An 18,682-nucleotide genomic window follows, 5' to 3' on the forward strand; every position below is an offset into this window, starting at 1 on the left:
GATCAGAGTCCGCCGTAGTTGTCTTCGCGGATGACGCGGGGCGTGATCTCGCGCGGCTCAATGGTCACCGGCTGGTAGACCACCCGCTTCTGTTCCGGGTCGTAGCGCATCTCGACGTGGCCGGTCACCGGGAAGTCCTTGCGCATCGGATGGCCGATGAAGCCGTAGTCCGTCAGGATGCGGCGCAGGTCTTCGTGACCTTCGAAGATGATGCCGTACAGGTCGAAGGCTTCGCGCTCGAACCAGTTGGCAGCATTCCAGATCGGGTTGACCGAGGCCACCACCGGGAAGTCGTCTTCCGGGGCGAAGACCTTCAGGCGCAGGCGCCAGTTCTTGTTGATCGACAGCAGGTGGACCACCACCGCAAAGCGCGGGCCTTCCCAGGCGCCGTCCTTGTAGGCGCTGTAGTCGACGCCGCAGAGGTCAATCAGCTGTTCAAAGCGCAGTTCGGAATGGTCACGCAGCAGTTTGGCCACGTTGGCATAGTCCTTGGCGGCCACGGTGAGGGTGATCTCACCGAGTTCGCGCTTCAGGGCCACGATCTGGCCACCCAGGACGGACTCAAGCGCCGCCTGCAAGGTATCGAGTTTGCTCATGTGCTTGGCTGGCTGAAGTGCTTAGCGCGCGATGGTGTTTTCGCGGCGGATCTTGGCCTGCAGCTGCAGGATGCCGTAGAGCAGCGCCTCGGCCGTCGGGGGACAGCCCGGGACATACACGTCCACCGGCACGATGCGGTCACAGCCGCGCACCACCGAGTAGCTGTAGTGGTAGTAGCCACCGCCATTGGCGCAGGAGCCCATGGAGAGCACCCAGCGCGGCTCGGCCATCTGGTCATACACCTTGCGCAAGGCCGGAGCCATCTTGTTGCACAGGGTGCCGGCCACGATCATCAGGTCGGACTGACGGGGGCTGGGGCGGAAGAGCATGCCAAAGCGGTCGATGTCATAACGGGCAGCACCCGCATGCATCATTTCCACCGCGCAGCAGGCCAGACCGAAGGTCATCGGCCACAGGGAGCCGGTCTTGGACCAGTTCACCAGCACGTCGATGGAAGTGGTCAGGAAGCCTTCCTTCATTACGCCTTCGTTACCCATATCGAAATCCCAATCTTTCGAAAGCATGGGGTCGGGCGCCCTGCCCTTCCCCACCGCACCACAGGCCTGCCGGTGTTGCCGGGAGGCCTGCGCACTGTTGGTGGCTCAGCAGCCGGTCATTCCCAGTCGAGGGCGCCCTTTTTCCATTCGTAGGCGAAACCCACGACCAGAATGCCCAGGAACACCATCATCGCCCAGAAGCCGGCAGACCCCACTTCGCGCAGGGACACGGCCCAGGGGAAGAGGAAGGCGATTTCCAGGTCGAACAGGATGAAGAGAATGGCGACGAGGTAGTAACGCACGTCGAATTTCATTCGCGCGTTTTCAAAGGCCTCGAAGCCGCATTCATAAGGGGAGTTTTTGGCCTCGTCAGGACGACGGGGGCCGAGCAGGAAGCCGAGAACCTGGGGTGCGATACCCACCACGGCGCCGACCAGAATGAAAAGGATGACGGGCAGGTATTGTTCCAGGCTCACGACGTTGCTCTTCGCTTGATGCCGGAAGGACAGTCAACGCAGGTCATGCACTGCAGGCCTGTAAGAACCACAGGCAATGCAGGTACCCGACAGACAGCCCCATTCCGAACAGGTTTCCAACGGGTCACCGAGCGTCATCCGGTGCGAAGAAACCTCCGCCGCCGGAACTCGGCAAACTTTCGGCAAAAACAACGGGCGCGCCGTGAGCGATAACGATGTATCGCCTACGGACCGCGCCCGCCTCGTCTTCTCAACCTTCCAAACTACACCCGTAATTCAGAAGCCTCGAAGACATCCACCTGCGTTCAGTTTCAAGAAACCCGGCTTTGGGGCTAGGTCTGGATACCTTGGCAGGCCGATTGATTCTGGTGCCGACGGCGAGACTCGAACTCGCACAGCTTTCGCCACTACCCCCTCAAGATAGCGTGTCTACCAATTTCACCACGTCGGCTTATGTCACCTCTCAGTGACTTTGTCTTGACGGCTCGCGTTTCAGACAGCCTCGCATTCTATACCGCTTTCTGAACCTCAATAGTGATCTGAAGCGATTTTGTCGAGAAGCTTACGCCAGCCGCCCACTTCGATCAGTTCGATGCGGCCGAGGCAGGTGCCACCGGAGACAGTGCAGCGCCCGGGACCACGTCAGCGGACGATGCGGCAGGGGCTGCGGCAGACGCCGGCAGCGCGGGGGCAGCCCCTTGCTCCAGCAGACGCTCGGCGGCGGTGGAACCGCCCAGACCCGACTCGCGATGGCTGCTCATATAGGCCAGGGCCAGTGTGCAGACAAAGAAGATCGTAGCTGCGATTGCGGTGCTGCGCGAGAGGAAGTTGGCACTTCCCGTGGCACCAAAGAGACTGCCCGAGGCACCGCTGCCAAAGGAAGCGCCCATGTCAGCGCCCTTGCCGTGCTGCACCAGCACCAGACCGATCATCGCCAGGGCAGCAATCAGCTGCAGCACCAGCACCAGATTCATCAACACTTGCATTTGCTTCTTTCTCCAGAACCCTTTTGGACCTTCAGCCGGTGGATTCAGCCGGCAGCACGGCAGATCGCCGCAAAATCAGCAGCCTTCAATGCGGCGCCTCCGATGAGGCCGCCGTCGATATCGGGCTGGGCAAACAGTTGGGTCGCATTGTCCGGCTTGACGCTGCCTCCGTAGAGGATCTGCATCTGGTCGGCCTTCTGCGTGGCCGCCTTGAGCTGCTGACGCAGCAGCGCATGCACATGCTGCGCCTGCTCCGGCGTGGCCGTCAGACCGGTGCCAATCGCCCAGACCGGCTCATACGCCACCACGATTTCCCCGATGCAATGCGTCAGGGTGTGGATGACCGCGGCCAGTTGGCGCTTGACGACTTCTTCGGTACGCCCCGCTTCGCGCTCGGCCAGCGTCTCGCCCACACAGACGATGGGCGTGATGCCATGCGCCAGCGCAGCCTTGGCCTTGTCGGCCACCAGCGGGTCGCTTTCCTGGTGATAGGCGCGACGCTCGGAGTGACCCACGATGACATAACGGCAGCCGATGTCCGCCAGCATGGCTGAGGACACCTCGCCGGTGTAGGCGCCCTGCTCGTGTGCCGAGCAATCCTGGGCGCCATACGCCACCCGCTGACCGGTCAAGGCCAGCGCGGTTTCAGTGATGTAGGGGAACGGCACGCACACGGCCACCTGGGCGTTCCAGGGACCGGCTTCCTTGAGGCCTGCCAGCAGCACGGCATTGGATGCACGGGTGCCATGCATCTTCCAGTTGCCCACTACCAGTTTCTTGCGCATCAATGCTTCTCCGTCTTGGTGTGCCAGCGCAGCACAATCTTGCCGACATGCTCGCCGGACTCCATCAGTGCATGGGCCTTGGCCGCTTCGGCAGCCGGCAACTGGCGGTACAGCACTGGCTGGATCTTGCGCTGCTCCAGCAGCGGCCACACCCGTTCACGCAACGCCTTGGCGATGCCGGCCTTGAAGGCCAGCGAGCGCGGACGCAGCGTGGAGCCGGTGACCGTGAGGCGCCTGCGCAGCACCTGGCCGGCGTCGAAGCCCGCCTGCACCCCGCCCTGCACCGCAATGATCACCGCACGGCCGTCATCGGCCAGGCATTCGACATTGCGAGCGACGTAGGCGCCCGCCACCATGTCCAGGATCACATCCACGCCGCGGCCCTCGGTGAAGGTCTTCACCTCCGCCACGAAGTCCTGCTCGCGGTAGTTGATCGCATGGTCGGCACCGAGCGCGACGCAGGCTTTGGCCTTGTCATCGCTGCCTACCGTCACCAGCACCTGCGAGCCCAGCGCCTTGGCCAGTTGAATGGCCGTGACACCAATGCCGCTGCTGCCGCCATGCACCAGCAGGGTTTCGCCTGGCTGCAGCTGCGCACGCTCGAAGACATTGCTCCACACCGTGAAGAAGGTCTCCGGCAGGCTGGCAGCCTCTTCCATGCTCCATCCAGCGGGTACCGGCAGGCACTGCGCCACCGGCGCCACGCACAGCTCGGCATAACCGCCACCCGCCACCAGCGCACAGACCGCGTCGCCGACCTGAAGACCCGCGGCCTTCAGGGCGTCGGCATCGCCGGCTTCGATGACACCCGCCACCTCCAGACCGGGGAGATCACTCGCTCCCGGTGGTGGTGGGTAGGCGCCCTTGCGTTGCAGGACATCCGGCCGGTTGATGCCGTAGGCCGCGACACGGATCAGCGCTTCCCCGACCCCGGCGACGGGATCAGGACGCTCGACCAGCTGCAGAACCTCCGGCCCGCCGGGCTGGCTGATGGCGATGGCTTTCATGACGACTTACTCGCCAGCGCCTTCCGAGTGGCCTTGCGCAGGCGCATCGCGGTCCAGCAGGGCCTTCATCGACAGCTTGATGCGGCCCTTCTCGTCCGTTTCCAGCACCTTGACCTTGACGATCTGGCCTTCGCTCAGGAAGTCGGTCACCTTCTCCACGCGCTGGTGGGCGATCTGGCTGATGTGCAGCAGACCGTCCTTGCCCGGGAGGATGTTGACCAGCGCGCCGAAGTCCAGGATCTTGGTGACCGGGCCTTCGTAGACCTTGCCCACTTCCGCTTCAGCGGTGATTTCCTCGATGCGCTTCTTGGCCTGTTCTGCCCTGGCGCCGTCGGTGGAAGCGATGGTGATGGTGCCGTCTTCCGCGATGTCGATCTGCGTACCGGTTTCTTCGGTCAGCGCGCGGATGGTGGCGCCGCCCTTGCCGATCACGTCACGGATCTTCTCCGGATTGATCTTCATCGAGTACAGACGCGGCGCGAACTGCGAGATCTCGGTGTTGGCCGAACCCATGGCGCCGACCATCTTGTCCAGGATGTGCAGACGGGCTTCCTTGGCCTGAGCCAGGGCGACCTGCATGATTTCCTTGGTGATGCCCTGGATCTTGATGTCCATCTGCAGGGCGGTGATGCCGGCCGTGGTACCGGCCACCTTGAAGTCCATGTCACCCAGGTGATCTTCGTCACCCAGGATGTCGGTCAGCACGGCGAAGCGGTTGGCGTCCTTGATCAGGCCCATGGCGATACCGGCCACATGCGCCTTCAGGGGCACGCCGGCATCCAGCAGCGACAGGCAGCCGCCGCAGACCGAAGCCATCGACGACGAGCCGTTCGACTCGGTGATTTCCGACACCACACGGATGGAGTACGGGAAGTCTTCCTTGGTCGGCAGCACGGCCACCAGGGCGCGCTTGGCCAGACGGCCGTGGCCGATTTCACGACGCTTGGGGCTGCCCACGCGACCGGTTTCGCCGGTGGCGAACGGGGGCATGTTGTAGTGCAGCATGAAGCGCTCGGAGTACTCACCGGCCAGGGCGTCGATCACCTGGGCATCGCGGTCGGTACCGAGGGTGGCCGCGACCAGGGCCTGGGTTTCACCGCGGGTGAACAGGGCCGAGCCGTGGGCGCGCGGCAGCACGCTGTTGCGGATCTCGATGGGACGCACGGTGCGGGTGTCGCGACCGTCGATGCGCGGCTCGCCGGCCAGGATCTGGCTGCGGACGATGCGGGCTTCGATGTCGAACAGCAGGCCGTCGACTTCGACGCCGTCGAATTCAACGTTCTCGGCGGTCAGGGCTTCCTTGACCTTGGCATAAGCCTCGCGGCAAGCCTGGGTGCGAGCCTGCTTGGAACGGATCTGGTAGGCAGCGCGCAGCGGCTCTTCCGCCAGAGCGGCAACCTTGGCGATGAACGGCTCGTTCTTGGCCGGAGCGACCCAGTTCCAGGACGGCTTGCCGGCTTCGCGCACCAGTTCGTTGATGGCGTTGATGGCAATCTTGCCTTGCTCGTGGCCATAGACCACAGCGCCCAGCATGACGTCTTCGGTCAGCTGGTCGGCTTCGGATTCCACCATCAGCACGGCGGCTTCGGTACCGGCCACCACCAGGTCCAGCTTGGACTCGGTCAGCTGGGTCTTGCCGGGGTTCAGCACATATTCGCCGTTGACATAACCCACGCGGGCAGCGCCGATCGGGCCATTGAACGGGATGCCGGACACGGCCAGGGCCGCGCTGGTGGCGATCATGGCGGCGATGTCGGCCTGCACTTCCGGATTCAGCGACAGGGTGTGGATCACCACCTGCACTTCATTGAAGAAGCCTTCCGGGAACAGCGGGCGGATCGGACGGTCGATCAGGCGGGAGGTCAGGGTCTCCAGTTCGCTGGGACGGCCTTCACGCTTGAAGAAGCTGCCGGGGATCTTGCCGGCGGCGTAGGTCTTTTCCAGGTAGTCGACCGTCAGGGGGAAGAAGTCCTGACCTGCCTTGGCTTCGGTACGGGCGACCACGGTGGCCAGCACCACGGTGTCTTCGATGTTCACCAGCACGGCACCGGTGGCTTGACGGGCGATTTCACCCGTTTCCATCGTGACCTGATGGGCACCCCATTGGAAGCTCTTGACGACTTTGTTGAACATGCTCATTGCATCTCCTCAGATAAACAACCGCACACGGCGCGGCTCAACCGGGAGTGAAACTGGGTTTGGCGGGATGCCATTCCAGCGTGACTGCGGCCAGAACCGCGAATCACCCTGGAATGACACAGCAGCGCCACGTCAGTCCCGACTCCAAAAGACCTCTCGGCAGACAACACTTTGCACGAGACGTCAGAAAGAACAAAGAGCCTGTTGGCATCGATCCAGACAGGCTCTTCATTCACAGGCGATGATTACTTACGCAGACCCAGCTTCTGGATCAGAGCGGTGTAGCGGTCAGCGTCCTTCTTCTTCAGATAGGCCAGCAGGCTCTTGCGCTGGTTGACCATCTTCAGCAGACCGCGACGGCCGTGGTGATCCTTGGCGTGCAGCTTGAAGTGGGGGGTCAGCTCGTTGATACGGGCGGTCAGCAGAGCCACTTGGACTTCGGGAGAACCCGTGTCGTTGGCGCTACGTGCGTTGGCCTTGACGATGTCGGCCTTGCTCAGATCGGCGATTGCCATGATGCGTTCCTTGTTCCGGATTGAATTCGGAAGGTCCGCCGGCGGGATGCCACACCGTGAAAAAGCCTCGCACCTGCCGCCAAAGCGATGACGCCAAGGCATACAAGCGGGACCCTGCCACACTGGCGCCAAGCACCGCCGCCTGACAAGGCTGCAGCACTGAAGCGCGCGGTTTCCGAGAGGGACTTGCGGACACAGGTGAAACCGACCCGTGCCGTGCTCGCTGTTCTGCCGCGCCAGACCATGAGCCCGGAGCAACAAAACAGGCGGAGTATAGCCTAGTCAGGCGGCGAGGTCTTCCAGGGGGCCGAAGAACTCGTAACGGACTTGGCCCGCGGGGATCTCCAGCGCCCGGGCGCTGGCCAGCACTTGCTGCATGAAGGGTTTGGGACCGAGGAAATACAGGTCCACATTCCGGTCCTGCGGCAGCAACTCGGCCAGCAGTTCGGTGCTCAGACGACCCACGCGGTGCGGCGCGCATTCGGGGCGCGGCTGATCATACAGATAGGTTGGCTGCACGTTCGGGTGGGCCTGGGCCAGCGCATCCACCCGGCTGCGGAAGGCATGCACGCCGCTGTGCTGGGCCGCGTGAATGAAGTGCACCGGGCGGCCGCTGGCCGCCACTGCCTCCAGCATACTCATCGCAGGCGTCACCCCCACCCCGGCGGTGACCAGCACCAGCGGCCGCGGAGACTCGACGTCCAGCAAGAAGTCACCGCAGGGCGGTAGCGCCCGCACGTCATCACCGACCGCCAGATGGTCGTGCAACCAGTTCGACACCCGGCCGCCGACTTCGCGTTTGACGCTGATGCGATACCAGCCGCGACCCGGGGCGTCGGACAGGGAGTAGTTGCGCCGCACATCCCTGCCGTCGATATGCAGCACCAGCGTCAAGTACTGGCCGGGCTGATAGTCCATCAGGGGGCTGCCATCAGCAGATGCGAAGTAGAACGAGGTAATGATGTCGCTTTCGGCTTCCTTGCGAATCAGGCGCAGGCGCCGCTCCCCGCGCCAGCCGCCTGAAGCCGCAGCGTTGGCGGCGTAGACCTGCTCTTCAGCGTCGATCAACAGCTGCGCCAGGGCCCCGTAGGCCTGTGCCCAGGCATCCAGCACTGCATCGGTGGCCACCTCGCCGAGCACGGTACGGATGGCCCGCAGCAGGCATTGACCGACGATCGGATAGTGCTCCGGCAACACACCCAGCGCCGCATGCTTCTGAATGATGCGCGGCAGCGCCGGCGCAATGGCGTCGAGCTGGTCGATATGGGTGGCATACGCAAGCACGGCCCCCGCCAGGGCCCGGGCCTGCGTTCCATGGGCCTGATGCGCTTCGTTGAAGAAGGCCTTGAGCTCGGGATGCTCCGCCAGCATGGAGGCGTAGAAATGACGGGTGATGTCTTCGCCTCGTTCTCGAAGAAGCGGGACAGTGGCTTTGATGAGGGCGACGGTGCTGGTCGAAAACATGCGGAACTCCTTGTGTTGACGGAGGTGGGTTCTCAACATTCGTGCCAGCGACGGCCGGGTCGCCAAGTCCTTGATCTGGCTGGTGTTTTTGAAAGTGTGGTTTGATAAACAACGCACAAAGGTTGTTTCGCATACAACACAAACACTGCCAGCAGCGTGGATGTTGTGTTTTGAACCACATTGAGCGTGGTCGCTCCGACAGCCCCTTCCCCGTCCAACGAAGCAACAATTGACCAAAACCTCCACCGGGCAGCCGGCATACGCTGCAGCACTCGACCGCATCGTTCGGCAGCTCCCCTGCGACGCGGCAGCGTTGCTGAAGCTCGACGGCGTCACCCTGCGCGCGGTGGCGGTGCACGGTCTGACGGAAGAAGCGTTGCACCGCCGGTTTCCATTGGCCGGACACCCTCGGCTCGCGACCTTGATGGCCCGCACGGGGCTCCATCGGTTCCCGCCGGACTGCGGACTGCCCGACCCTTACGACGGGCTCATTGACCATCCGCAGTCGCACGCGGACGCGTTGCTGCCCGTGCATGACTGCATGGGGGCGCCGCTGTTCGTCCGCGGGAAGGCCTGGGGGGTGGTGACCTTTGACGCCCTGACCCCAGGAGCGTTTGGTGCCGTCGATGAATCGCTGATGGCGGAAACCTTGTCTGGACTTGCCGGGCAGGTCGAAGCCTTGGCGTCGGTTCACATGGCCTCGGACGAGACTGGCCAGCCTCGGACACGCAGCAGCCCCCGGTCGGCCTCCCGACCCGTCGCCACCATCGTTCGGGAAACCCGGCAGCCTGAGGGTCGCAGCCCAGCCTGGCAGCAACTGATGCAGGAAGTGGACACCGTCGCTCCGTCGGACCTCACCGTTCTCATTCTGGGAGAGACCGGCACGGGCAAGGAATTGGTGGCCCACCGGCTGCATGAGGGGTCGCGGCGCTCGCAGCATCCCTTGGTGCAGGTGAATTGCGCCGCCCTGCCTGAGACCCTCGCGGACAGCGAGCTGTTCGGCCACCGCCGCGGCGCCTTCACCGGCGCGACCCAGGACCGCATGGGGAAGTTTGAACTTGCCGCTGGCGGCACGCTGATGCTGGATGAGGTGGGAGAGCTGCAGCTGCCGGTTCAAGCGAAGTTGCTGCGGGTGCTGCAGAGTGGCGACATACAACGCCCGGGCAGTGACGCGCCCCTGCGGGTGGATGTGCGGGTGGTTGCTGCCACCAACCGCGATCTTCGAGCCGAAGTGGCGGCAGGCCGCTTCCGGGCAGATCTGTATCACCGGCTGGCGGTCTACCCGGTGCATGTGCCGCCATTGAGGATGCGGGGACGCGATGTGCTCGCGCTGGCGGGCGTCTTCCTGGAGGAGAACCAGCACCGGCTGGGCGCGCGCAATCTGCGACTGTCTCCGGCATCGCGGGATGCCCTGCTGCATCACGACTGGCCCGGCAATGTGCGGGAGCTGGAACATCTCATCAGCCGGGCTGCGCTGCGCGCGTGGGCGGAAGCGCGCGGTCGCGCCCAGCGATGGACGCCGATCGAGCCAGAACATCTCGGACTGTGGCCGGGAGCGAGTCGCGTATCCAGCGCGTTGACCCCGGAAGTGGCGGGCGCAGTCAACGTCAGCGCCCCCGGTCCTACTGAAGACTTGATCGGGAAAGCGCTCAACGCAGATCTTTCTCCGCATGCGGAGCGCAACAGCGGTCGAGAAACGCCCCAGAGCATCACCGGCGACGCGACCCGTTCCAGCTCGCAGCCGCTCGCGCATCCCGTCGCGCATCCCGTCTGGCAGCCCGTCTCGCAGCCCTCGCAGCCCTCGCAGCCCCGTGCGCCTACCACCCTCGCGCCCACCACCCTCGCGCCCACGCTCCGTGAAGCGACCGAAGCCTTCCAGCGCCAATGGCTGGAAGCGCTGCTCCGACGCCATCCGCACTCGATGGCATCCGCCGCACGCGAAGCCGGCATGGATCGCAGCAACTTTCATCGCCTGATCAAGAAGTGGGGCCTGTCAGGCGATCGTCGCTGACGGCTGGCCCTCCCCCGTCCCACGCCGCATGCTCCTGCGATCCGCCCTCCCCATCCGGCGTCATCGCCATCCATGTTTCCGGTGAGCACAGCCGTCGATAGAGCGCGAACACTCGGGCCTCCAGCTCCTGCGGCGTGCGACACAGCCGGGCGCCGATCAGCCGCGCGCGGAAGTTGTACATCTGCTCCCGCACCGATGCCGACCACGCCCGCCCTGACTCCTGCGGGTCAAACGAGCTGTGTCGAAGTATGCGCACCCACCCCGCCAGCACCCGATAGGGCAGTCCAACCAGGGCATCCGCCAGCGTGCCACAGGATGCGCCCGCAGCTCCGCCCCCACCCGTGCCCGTGCCCGTGCCCGCGCCGAAACCCGAACCCGACCCAGCACCGCCAGCGCCAGCGCCAGCGCCGGCGCCAGCACCAGCACCAGCACCAGCACCAGCACCAGCACCAGCACCAGCACCAGCACCAGCACCAGCACCAGCACCAGCGCCAGCGCCAGCACCAGCACCAGCACCAGCAAAAGCAGGAGCGCCGCGACCAACACCGGTAATCAGAGTCGCAGCCGCATCATTGCCGGCATAGATCCGCTGCAGCATCAACAGGCGGATCACCAACGCCGGGTCCGTCGCTCCGACCATCGCCAGCGTCTCGCGGGATGCCCCCTGCTCCACCAGTCGATGGAGCTTGTGCAGCACTTGCAGGTCACAACAGGGCAGCGCACGAACGGACTCGTCCTGCCACGCCTGAATCATCGGCCCCTGGAAGAACTGCACGCCCAAGCGGCGCAGCCGAAGGTAATCCGCGGGAGCTTGCAGGCCGTCAGCGATGACCTCCAGATCAAAGCAGGCAGCCCGCCGGAGCCAGCCCGCCCATGCGGAGGATGGCAACCCCATCACCGGCAACTTCGCATACCGCGCCAGCGGGGCCCAGGCCCAGCGTGGATCCTCAGGGCCGCCCAGCTCGATCAGCGCAAATCGGTAGCCGGCGGCATGCAGCTGTGCAATGCGGCGGGTCGTCGCCTCCTCGACCGGCAGGGTCGCCGGCAACTGGATGACGAACAGCGGCGCGCACAGCGCGTCGGCCACACTGCTGAGCAGCGCCGCATGGTCCAGCGTCACAAAGAGGCAGCCCGCCGCATGGTGCTTCAGGCCCCCATCGAGCAGCGCGTGGCTCAGCGCCATACACACGGCGTAAGGGCTGGGCGGCTCGTCCGGGCGGTCTCGACCCCGATCCCAGCGGAAGCGGAGCTCCTGCCCCATCGGCTCCACCATGCCCTGCGCAATGCTCTGGCGGGCGAAGCGCACCCAGCGCAGGTCCGTGCCCTGGAAGAACCGGGGCGCCATGCGTCCTGCTGCGCCGGGGCCCCATTCGACCGAGCGGGATTGGGAGCGATTGCATCCGCTCGGGTCTGGCAGTGATTTCAGCGGTGAGTTGGAGAGTGAGTCCGACAGTGGGGCCGACAGTGAGTTCGACAATGCATGCGGAAGCGACTCTGGAACCGGTCGCGTACGGGCAAGCGGGAGGGACAGCGAGGCAGGAAGCGCACGCGGCGGGAGACGGAACGGGTCCGTCGTTGAATCATTCGCCGGATCGGTGGTGCGCCCCGGCGAGGCAAGGGAGGCAGACGGCAGCATGGTGGGCGGCGTCCCCCGGGTTGTGCACCCGCGGGCCGGCATATCTTGAAGGGACTGCCAGTATTCGCGACGAACCCATCAGCAGGCGATGACTCAACTCGTCGACGATTCAGCCAGCACCGACTGGGACCGGTAGGAATCGTCGCGGGTTTCGGTTGGGGGCGCCTGTGCGACGGAGGCATCGGCGCCGCCCTCAGGGTCAGTGAACCGCGGCCAGTGCGGCGCGCGCGGGCCCAGCGGCAAGTGCACCCGGGTATGCGCGCCATGGCGGGTGCGCACAAATCGATAGCGCGCGCCCATCTGCTGTGCCCGGCGCCGCATGCCCGCGAGCCCCTGTCCGCCCGAGAGGATGTGGGCTGCCGGCTGAAGCGCCGCCATCAGCCCTCTGGGCACGCCGTCCGGACCCAGCGGCTGCTGCGGACCCAGGCGCCCGTTGTCATCGATGCACAGCCGCAGCACATTGCGCCCATCAACCGCCATCGACAGGCGCAACCGCGTCGCGCCCGCATGCTTGACCGTGTTGGCCACGGTCTCCTCGACGATTCGCAGCAGCGAGCGGGCCTCATCCCCCAGCAGCACCACTTCGTGTCCGTCCGCGATGTCGATCTCCACATGGAATTGATCGCCGCTCAACGCCTCATCCATGCCACTGGCATACCCAAACAGGATGTCCTGAATCGGCCGAGTCTCCCGTGGCTGGGTCTCGGAAATCGTCTCGCGCAGGTCCTTCAGCGCGTCCAGCAGCCGCTGCTCCAGTTGCGGGGGTGTGATCTCGCGCTCCCTCACGCTGAACAGCGTGGTCACCAGCTTCGATCCGATGCCGTCGTGCAACTCCCGATAGATCCGGTCCCGCTCGGACTGCGCCGCCGCCTCGTTCTCCATGTCCCGCTGTCGCTGATAACTGACCTGCAGTTCCCGCTCCCGCTGCGCCAGCGTGCTGCTCAACACCTCATTGGACTGACGGATGCGCTCCACATGCGACCGCATCTGCTCCAGCAGGCTTTGCCCCATGACCAGCAGCAACAGCGGCAGCGTCAGATGACTGAGCAGCACCGGCGAGGCCAGCAGATGCGCGAGTGACCAGCCCTGACCCGGCACCGGCAAGGCGAAGAGCTGCGCCACCACGTTGTGGTCATGCAAGGCGAAGACCTGCGTCAGGATGTTCAGCGCCAGCAGCAGGAAGGCCGGACGACGCCGGGTACGCACCGCATGCAGCGCCAGCCGCCCGGTGGCATATACATAGAACAGCATCAGCAGCGGCAGCCAGTACTGGGCGATCCAGCCGCGCATCGACAGATTGGCGACCGGGTAGATCAGCGGCACCGACATCGCCGCAGCAAACAGCGCCCGCCGCGCGACCGTGGGCATGCGCTCCCCAATGAAGGCAAACACGAACAGCGTGAGCAGAATGGCCACCCCGCCGAGACAGGCATATTGCAGCCACTCCCGCACGGGTTGCCAGGCCACCGGCATGTAGGGCGTCAGGACCAGCGAGAACATCACCGCCCACACGGTGGTCAGCGCCCCGGCAAAAGCAAAGGCGCGCCCCTCTCCCCGGCTCACCCAGCCCGCCCCGAGCAAGAACAGACCTGCCAGCAGGCACAGCAGGTTGGACGCATTCGCCATGGAGCTACCGATGAAAGCGGTCATTTCGAAAGCCAGGTTCGCACTGGCCACACTACCCACGTACATCGGAGGCAGCAGGGTGCGGGCTTCGTAACTCGACAGCTCCACCACCACCGTGTTGGGTCCATCCGTCCGCAACAGCCGGCGCGCCAGGGGCACCACCAGCGGACGGTTCCAGCGATAACGCGCCGCCTGATTGGTCCGCGGCAGTCCCGCCACCCAGACGCCGTTCAGATAGACATCCATGCCCTCAATGGCCTGGCTGAACAGCAGGGCCCGGCCCGGCGGGCGCCGCTGGCCAGGCTCGACCGGCAGCGGCGCGGCCATGTAGCGGTCCAGCGGAATATCGAAGCTGATGTGGCGCAGCCCCGCCCCGGGCTCGCTGTCGACCCGGCTGGGCAGGCTGACATTCGCCTGGTCCAGCAACACCTGGGCGGTGTCTGCCGTCACCACCTGCAGTCGCCGGGCGGCGGTCACCTCCACCAGGTCGTCCGCGAGATGGTTGGTGCAGGCCATCGGCACCAGCACCAGCGCCGCGGCCAGCCAGGCGCGGGGTTGGGAGAGGAGCGTCCAGCGGGTCCATCGCGCCCAGCGGGGCACTCGGTCCGGACGGTCCGGGACGGGTCGGCCGTCAGTCATCCATGACTCCCAGCGAGCGGGTCACACTCGCGGCACGTGCCCGGGAATTGACGCCCAGCTTGCGATAGATCGAGCGCAGATGCTGGTTCACCGTGTGCGGCGAGATCTCCAGCCGACGGGCGATGTCCACAATGGGCAATCCCTCCACCAGCAGTCGCAGAACCTCCCATTCCCGTTCCCCCACCCCCAGCTCCAGCAGCACCTTCTGCCGGTCGACCTGCGGCCGGGCGTGGCTTTCCAGCTGCCGGAGCCGATCCAGCAGGGCCTGGGAGACCGACGGGCTCAGCGGCGCCTGACCGTTATGGGCACACACCAGTTTGTCCACCAGTGCGGCGTGAATCTCGTCCTTCAGCAGGTAACCGCAAGCACCTGCGCGCAAGCTGCGCATCACATGCTTGCCGTCGGCAAAAGTGCTCACGACCAGGGCCCGCGCGTCGCGGCATTTCTCGATGATCAAACGGATCAATTCCACGCCGTCCACGTCCGGCAGCCCCAGGTCCACCAGATAGAGGTCGGCCCGGTCCGCCATGATGGCGGCCACCGCTTCGGAGCGGTTCCTGCCGACGGCAACCACCTCGCACAAGGTGCTGGCGGTGATGATGTCGATCAGTCGTTTCAGGATCATGGGATCGTCTTCAATGATGGCCACAGCGATGCTCATGCTGCTTCTCCTTTGACTTGTCCTTGTTGCCTGTTCGGCAGGGGGAGCCAGTGTGTCGGGCAGCCAAAAACCAACAACTGCCCATGCATGCAGACGCACTTAGGCAGTCACCGGCGAGGCCCGCACGGAAAAGCGAACTTCCTCTCGGCAGCGGAAAGCCTTGAATCAGTCAGGACTCTCCTGAGAACAGGGGGTTTCCCATCGCATCGACAGACAAGCGAGGGCGACGACCAGCAGCAGCAGGCTGCCGCCTGCCAATAGGAGGTAGCCAATAGGTGCTAGTGCAAGGATGGAGGGCACCTCCAGCCAGCGTCCGAGGCTGATGAAAGTCAGACCAGCGGTGATCATCTGAATCGATGCGTGGAGCAGAGTTTTCATGTGAATCGCTTGCCGCGACGGCGGGGCGCGTCGGGAACTAAGCAGGTTTGATTGAATCGATAACAACCATCTGTTGTTAGGCCGGGATTTGTCAGGCGCCGAGGTCAGACGGTTCCGCGGAGGGCTGACACGTGCGACGCCACACGCATCGGCTGACGTAAGTGCGTCATGAGCACGTTTGGCGAGCCAGGAATGGACAAAGAATCGCGCGCGGGCAGCTGCTTCGAGCACAATCGCACAAGCTTTTCGACACCTCCCCGTTGTCCGCCGCCATGCCCCTGCCGTCCTTGCGTTCCCGTTCACGCCTGACCCTCGTCACCCTGTCCGCCCTGCCGGTGGGCCTGCTCGTGTGGGCCGGCGCACACTGGATGAGCGCTGGCACGCCGAAGCAGCGAATGGTCACCGAGGTGATTCCAACGCCCGGCGGCTCGGTAGCTCTGGCGCCCGGGGGTGTGGCTGCACCGTCAACGGCCACGATCGTTGCGACTGCCGCCGCCTCCACCGAGTCCCTGCAGCCGGATACGGATGACAAGCCGTGGCGGGCTTCGGGCACCGTGGGCGCGGCCCTGACCGGTGCAGAGGCCGCGACCGTCGCGGCCGCTCAGACCGTCCCGTTGATCAGCCGTGGAGACGGTTCACACGCGGCCGTCCAACCCGCGGACAAGACCGAGCTGCAAGGCGCCACCGCTTTCAGTGCCCAGCCTTCCGACGCCTCGCCGATGGACACACTGCCGGTCCACGCCCGGCACATGGTGGTGATGGACGACAGCGGCCAGGTGCTGGCCGCCAAGGAACCGGACGCCGTCGTGCCGATCGCCTCGCTCACCAAGCTGATGACGGCCATGGTGGTGCTCGACGCCCGCCAGGATCCGCAGGAAGAGCTGACCATCGACGACGATGACGTGGACCGCCTCAAGCACAGCAAGTCCCGCGTGCGGGTGGGCGCCCGGCTGACCCGCGCCGATGCGCTGGAGATGGCGCTGATCGCCTCCGAGAATCGCGCGGCCTCGGCGCTGGCGCGGCATTTCCCCGGCGGCCTCGCAGCGTTTGAATCGGCGGTGCAGGCCAAGATCCGGGCACTGGGGCTCACCCACACCACGCTGAATGACCCCACCGGTCTGTCGCCAGCCAACCTGTCCACTGCGTCCGAAGTGGCCCGCATCGCCATGGCAGCCGCGCGTTATCCGGACATCGTCCGCATTACCAGCGTCAAGTCGTCCACCGTGGAAATCAGCGGCCGCGACCGCGAGCTGCGCAACACCAATCACCTGGTCGGGGCCAAGGGCTGGGACATCCGCCTGTCCAAGACCGGTTTCACCAACGAAGCCGGCCGTTGCCTGGTGATGCGCCTCAAACAAGGCATCCGCACCCTGACCGTGGTGCTGCTGGACACCGATGGCTCGGCGCAGCGCCTGCAGGATGCGTCCCTGATCCGTCGCACCCTGTCCGGCGAGCCGGCCCAGGCCGAACGTGCAGCACCGGCCCGCAAGCACCACAAGGTAAGGCTGAGCTGAAGAGACGGCGGCGGCAGCCAGCAGCTGTTGGCTACCAGCTGCGTGGAGTGTGACTCAAGGTAAGCACTCTTGTAACAAAGGCCGGGGAGCTTCTAGCATCCAGTCTCCTCCCCTTTTTGACTCTCCACCATGAGCCGCACCATCTCCCGCTTCACCCGCGTTGTTGCCTCTTCGCTGATCGTTTCGTGCTCGCTGATGGCGGTGCCGATGCACGCTTCGGCCCAGATCGTGCCGACCGATGCGCTGGTCCAGCCGGTGAGCACCGGCAATGTGGCCGACAGCCGCGCCCGCGTGAATGCCTTCTTCGCCCGCAGCGATGTCCGCCAGGCGATGATGAATGAAGGCGTGGACGCCGCCAGCGCCCAAGCCCGTGTGGACGCCATGTCCGATGACGAAATCCGCGCCCTGGACGGCCGTATCGCCAAGGCCCCGGCCGGCGGCGACGTGCTGGGCATCATCTTCACCGTGTTCGTGATCCTGCTGGTGACCGACATCCTGGGCTTCACCAAGGTGTTCCCGTTCACCCGCTCGATCCGCTGATCCGCTGATCGGCTGATCCGCCGATCGCGTGAGGGGCCGACCGGCCCGCGTCCGCCTGAAGCGGAGTCACCGACCCTGGGGCCGCGCGGGATGTCCACCCGACCGGCCCCTGTTGTTTTTCGAGAGCGAGAGCTTCGCATGCGCCGTTTGATGCTCAAGGCCGTTCTGGGTGGTCTGGTGGTGTCCCCTCTGCTGCTGACCGGTTGCGCCAGCACACCTCCACAGGTCAGTGCGCTGGAGTCGAACTGGCCGGCCCATCTGCCCCCTCGGGTGGACCTGTCCGCCCGCACCCCGTTCATTGCGCAGGATGACTATGAATGCGGCCCTGCCGCCCTGGCCATGCTGCTGCAGAGCAATGGCAAACGCGCCACCATCGAGAGCCTGAAGCCGCAGGTGTTCCTGCCCGGCCGGCAAGGGTCGCTGCAGACCGAGATGCTGGTGGCCACGCGCCGTCAGGGCCTACCGGCCTACCCGCTGCCGCCGCGCCTGGATGCGCTGCTGTCCGAACTGGCGGCGGGTCATCCGGTGGTGGTCTTCCAGAATTTGTCGCTCGACGTCTATCCCGTCTGGCATTACGCCGTGGCCGTCGGCTACGACCGTGAGCGGCGGATGCTGCTGCTGCACAGCGGCAAGACGCGTCGCCAGGAAATCGAACTGACGGTGTTTGAACGCACCTGGGCCCGGGGCGATTACTGGGCCATGACCACCCTGCCGCTGGACCAGGTGCCGGCATCGCTGGACGGTGCCCAGACCGGTGCCGCGTTGAGCGCGCTGGAGCGTCTGCATCCGGCAGCGGCCCGCCAGGGCTACCTCACCGCCCTCACCCGCTGGCCCGGCGAACCGGTGCTGCTCATGGGTGCTGGCAATACCGCCTACAACGCCGGCGACAAGGCCGCCGCGCTCAAGTACTACGGTCGCCTGACCGATGTGCGGCCGGACATTGCCGATGGCTGGAACAACCTGGCGCAGGTGATGCTGGACCAGGGGTATCGCTACAAGGCGTCGCTGGCCATTCAGCGCGCCGTGGACCTCGGCGGTCCGCGACTGGACCAGTACAAGTCACTGCAGAAGAAGATCACGGCGGGCATGTAAACCCGCTGGTGCGGGGGACCGGCTCCCCCGCTGGCCGGGATTCGTCACCGGGCCGCAACACCCCAAGGTGGGCCGCGGCGCGCTGAGCGATGGCTGGGCGTCCCTGCGTGATAGCCTCG

Annotated in this window: 17 protein-coding genes and 1 tRNA gene; 4 read left to right on the forward strand and 14 right to left on the reverse strand. The window is 65.3% G+C overall.

Annotated elements, in window-relative coordinates:
* Positions 1–2: 2 nt before the first annotated feature.
* The 10 genes from FHS28_RS04710 to hmpA all read right to left on the reverse strand — a co-directional run bounded on the left by FHS28_RS04710 (position 3) and on the right by hmpA (position 8,466).
* A complete protein-coding gene (locus FHS28_RS04710; RefSeq protein WP_088448862.1) occupies positions 3–596 on the reverse strand; it encodes an NADH-quinone oxidoreductase subunit C in 594 nt (197 codons plus the stop codon).
* Between the two features lie 21 nt (positions 597–617).
* Complete coding sequence (locus tag FHS28_RS04715) at positions 618–1,094, reverse strand: NuoB/complex I 20 kDa subunit family protein (RefSeq protein ID WP_088448861.1); 477 nt, start codon at positions 1,092–1,094, stop codon at positions 618–620.
* Between the two features lie 116 nt (positions 1,095–1,210).
* Positions 1,211–1,570 (reverse strand): NADH-quinone oxidoreductase subunit A, encoded by a 360-nt coding sequence (locus FHS28_RS04720; protein ID WP_088448860.1) that lies wholly within the window; start codon positions 1,568–1,570, stop codon positions 1,211–1,213.
* 366 nt (positions 1,571–1,936) lie between these two features.
* A tRNA-Leu gene (locus FHS28_RS04725) sits at positions 1,937–2,021 on the reverse strand.
* Positions 2,022–2,154: 133 nt separating this feature from the next.
* A complete protein-coding gene (gene secG / locus FHS28_RS04730; RefSeq protein WP_088448859.1) occupies positions 2,155–2,556 on the reverse strand; it encodes a preprotein translocase subunit SecG in 402 nt (133 codons plus the stop codon).
* 44 nt (positions 2,557–2,600) lie between these two features.
* Positions 2,601–3,341 (reverse strand): triose-phosphate isomerase, encoded by a 741-nt coding sequence (gene tpiA, locus FHS28_RS04735; RefSeq protein WP_088448858.1) that lies wholly within the window; start codon positions 3,339–3,341, stop codon positions 2,601–2,603.
* Complete coding sequence (locus tag FHS28_RS04740; protein ID WP_088448857.1) at positions 3,341–4,348, reverse strand: NAD(P)H-quinone oxidoreductase; 1,008 nt, start codon at positions 4,346–4,348, stop codon at positions 3,341–3,343. Before FHS28_RS04740 ends, tpiA begins: the two co-directional genes overlap by 1 nt.
* Positions 4,349–4,354: 6 nt before the next feature.
* Positions 4,355–6,487 carry a polyribonucleotide nucleotidyltransferase gene (pnp, locus tag FHS28_RS04745; RefSeq protein ID WP_088448856.1) on the reverse strand — a complete coding sequence of 711 codons (2,133 nt, stop codon included), beginning with the start codon at positions 6,485–6,487 and terminating at the stop codon, positions 4,355–4,357.
* 245 nt (positions 6,488–6,732) lie between these two features.
* Positions 6,733–7,002 (reverse strand): 30S ribosomal protein S15, encoded by a 270-nt coding sequence (rpsO, locus tag FHS28_RS04750; protein WP_088448855.1) that lies wholly within the window; start codon positions 7,000–7,002, stop codon positions 6,733–6,735.
* Positions 7,003–7,284: 282 nt separating this feature from the next.
* Positions 7,285–8,466 carry an NO-inducible flavohemoprotein gene (gene hmpA / locus FHS28_RS04755; protein WP_088448854.1) on the reverse strand — a complete coding sequence of 394 codons (1,182 nt, stop codon included), beginning with the start codon at positions 8,464–8,466 and terminating at the stop codon, positions 7,285–7,287.
* Positions 8,467–8,695: 229 nt separating this feature from the next.
* Between hmpA and norR the strand changes: the two genes are divergently transcribed.
* On the forward strand, positions 8,696–10,477 hold the full coding sequence (gene norR, locus FHS28_RS04760) for a nitric oxide reductase transcriptional regulator NorR (protein ID WP_088448853.1): 1,782 nt from the start codon (positions 8,696–8,698) through the stop codon (positions 10,475–10,477).
* Here the strand turns inward: norR and FHS28_RS04765 are convergent.
* From FHS28_RS04765 to FHS28_RS04780, 4 genes are all read right to left on the reverse strand, one after another.
* Positions 10,443–11,822 (reverse strand): YuxH family protein, encoded by a 1,380-nt coding sequence (locus FHS28_RS04765; protein WP_184294150.1) that lies wholly within the window; start codon positions 11,820–11,822, stop codon positions 10,443–10,445. The two genes, norR and FHS28_RS04765, sit on opposite strands and share 35 nt — an antisense overlap.
* A gap of 384 nt (positions 11,823–12,206) precedes the next feature.
* Positions 12,207–14,378, reverse strand: a complete 2,172-nt coding sequence (locus FHS28_RS04770) for a sensor histidine kinase (RefSeq protein ID WP_184294152.1) — start codon at positions 14,376–14,378, stop codon at positions 12,207–12,209.
* Entirely contained in the window at positions 14,371–15,039 is a 669-nt protein-coding gene (locus tag FHS28_RS04775; protein ID WP_088448851.1) for a response regulator, read from the reverse strand. The genes FHS28_RS04770 and FHS28_RS04775 overlap by 8 nt, the downstream gene beginning before the upstream one ends.
* 165 nt (positions 15,040–15,204) lie before the next feature.
* The gene (locus FHS28_RS04780; RefSeq protein WP_184294154.1) at positions 15,205–15,417 is read right to left on the reverse strand and encodes a hypothetical protein; all 213 of its coding nucleotides are present in this window, start codon (positions 15,415–15,417) and stop codon (positions 15,205–15,207) included.
* Between the two features lie 272 nt (positions 15,418–15,689).
* On the opposite strand from FHS28_RS04780, the gene FHS28_RS24040 reads away from it, so the two are divergent.
* The 3 genes from FHS28_RS24040 to FHS28_RS04795 all read left to right on the forward strand — a co-directional run bounded on the left by FHS28_RS24040 (position 15,690) and on the right by FHS28_RS04795 (position 18,563).
* A complete protein-coding gene (locus FHS28_RS24040; RefSeq protein ID WP_246409487.1) occupies positions 15,690–16,931 on the forward strand; it encodes a serine hydrolase in 1,242 nt (413 codons plus the stop codon).
* Between the two features lie 129 nt (positions 16,932–17,060).
* Entirely contained in the window at positions 17,061–17,471 is a 411-nt protein-coding gene (locus FHS28_RS04790; RefSeq protein WP_221193703.1) for a PA2779 family protein, read from the forward strand.
* A 138-nt stretch (positions 17,472–17,609) separates the two neighbouring features.
* Positions 17,610–18,563, forward strand: coding sequence for a PA2778 family cysteine peptidase (locus FHS28_RS04795; protein WP_184294156.1), 954 nt, complete (start codon positions 17,610–17,612; stop codon positions 18,561–18,563).
* Positions 18,564–18,682: the final 119 nt, after the last annotated feature.

The organism is Roseateles terrae (assembly GCF_014192155.1).
GTDB lineage: Bacteria > Pseudomonadota > Gammaproteobacteria > Burkholderiales > Burkholderiaceae_C > Roseateles > Roseateles terrae.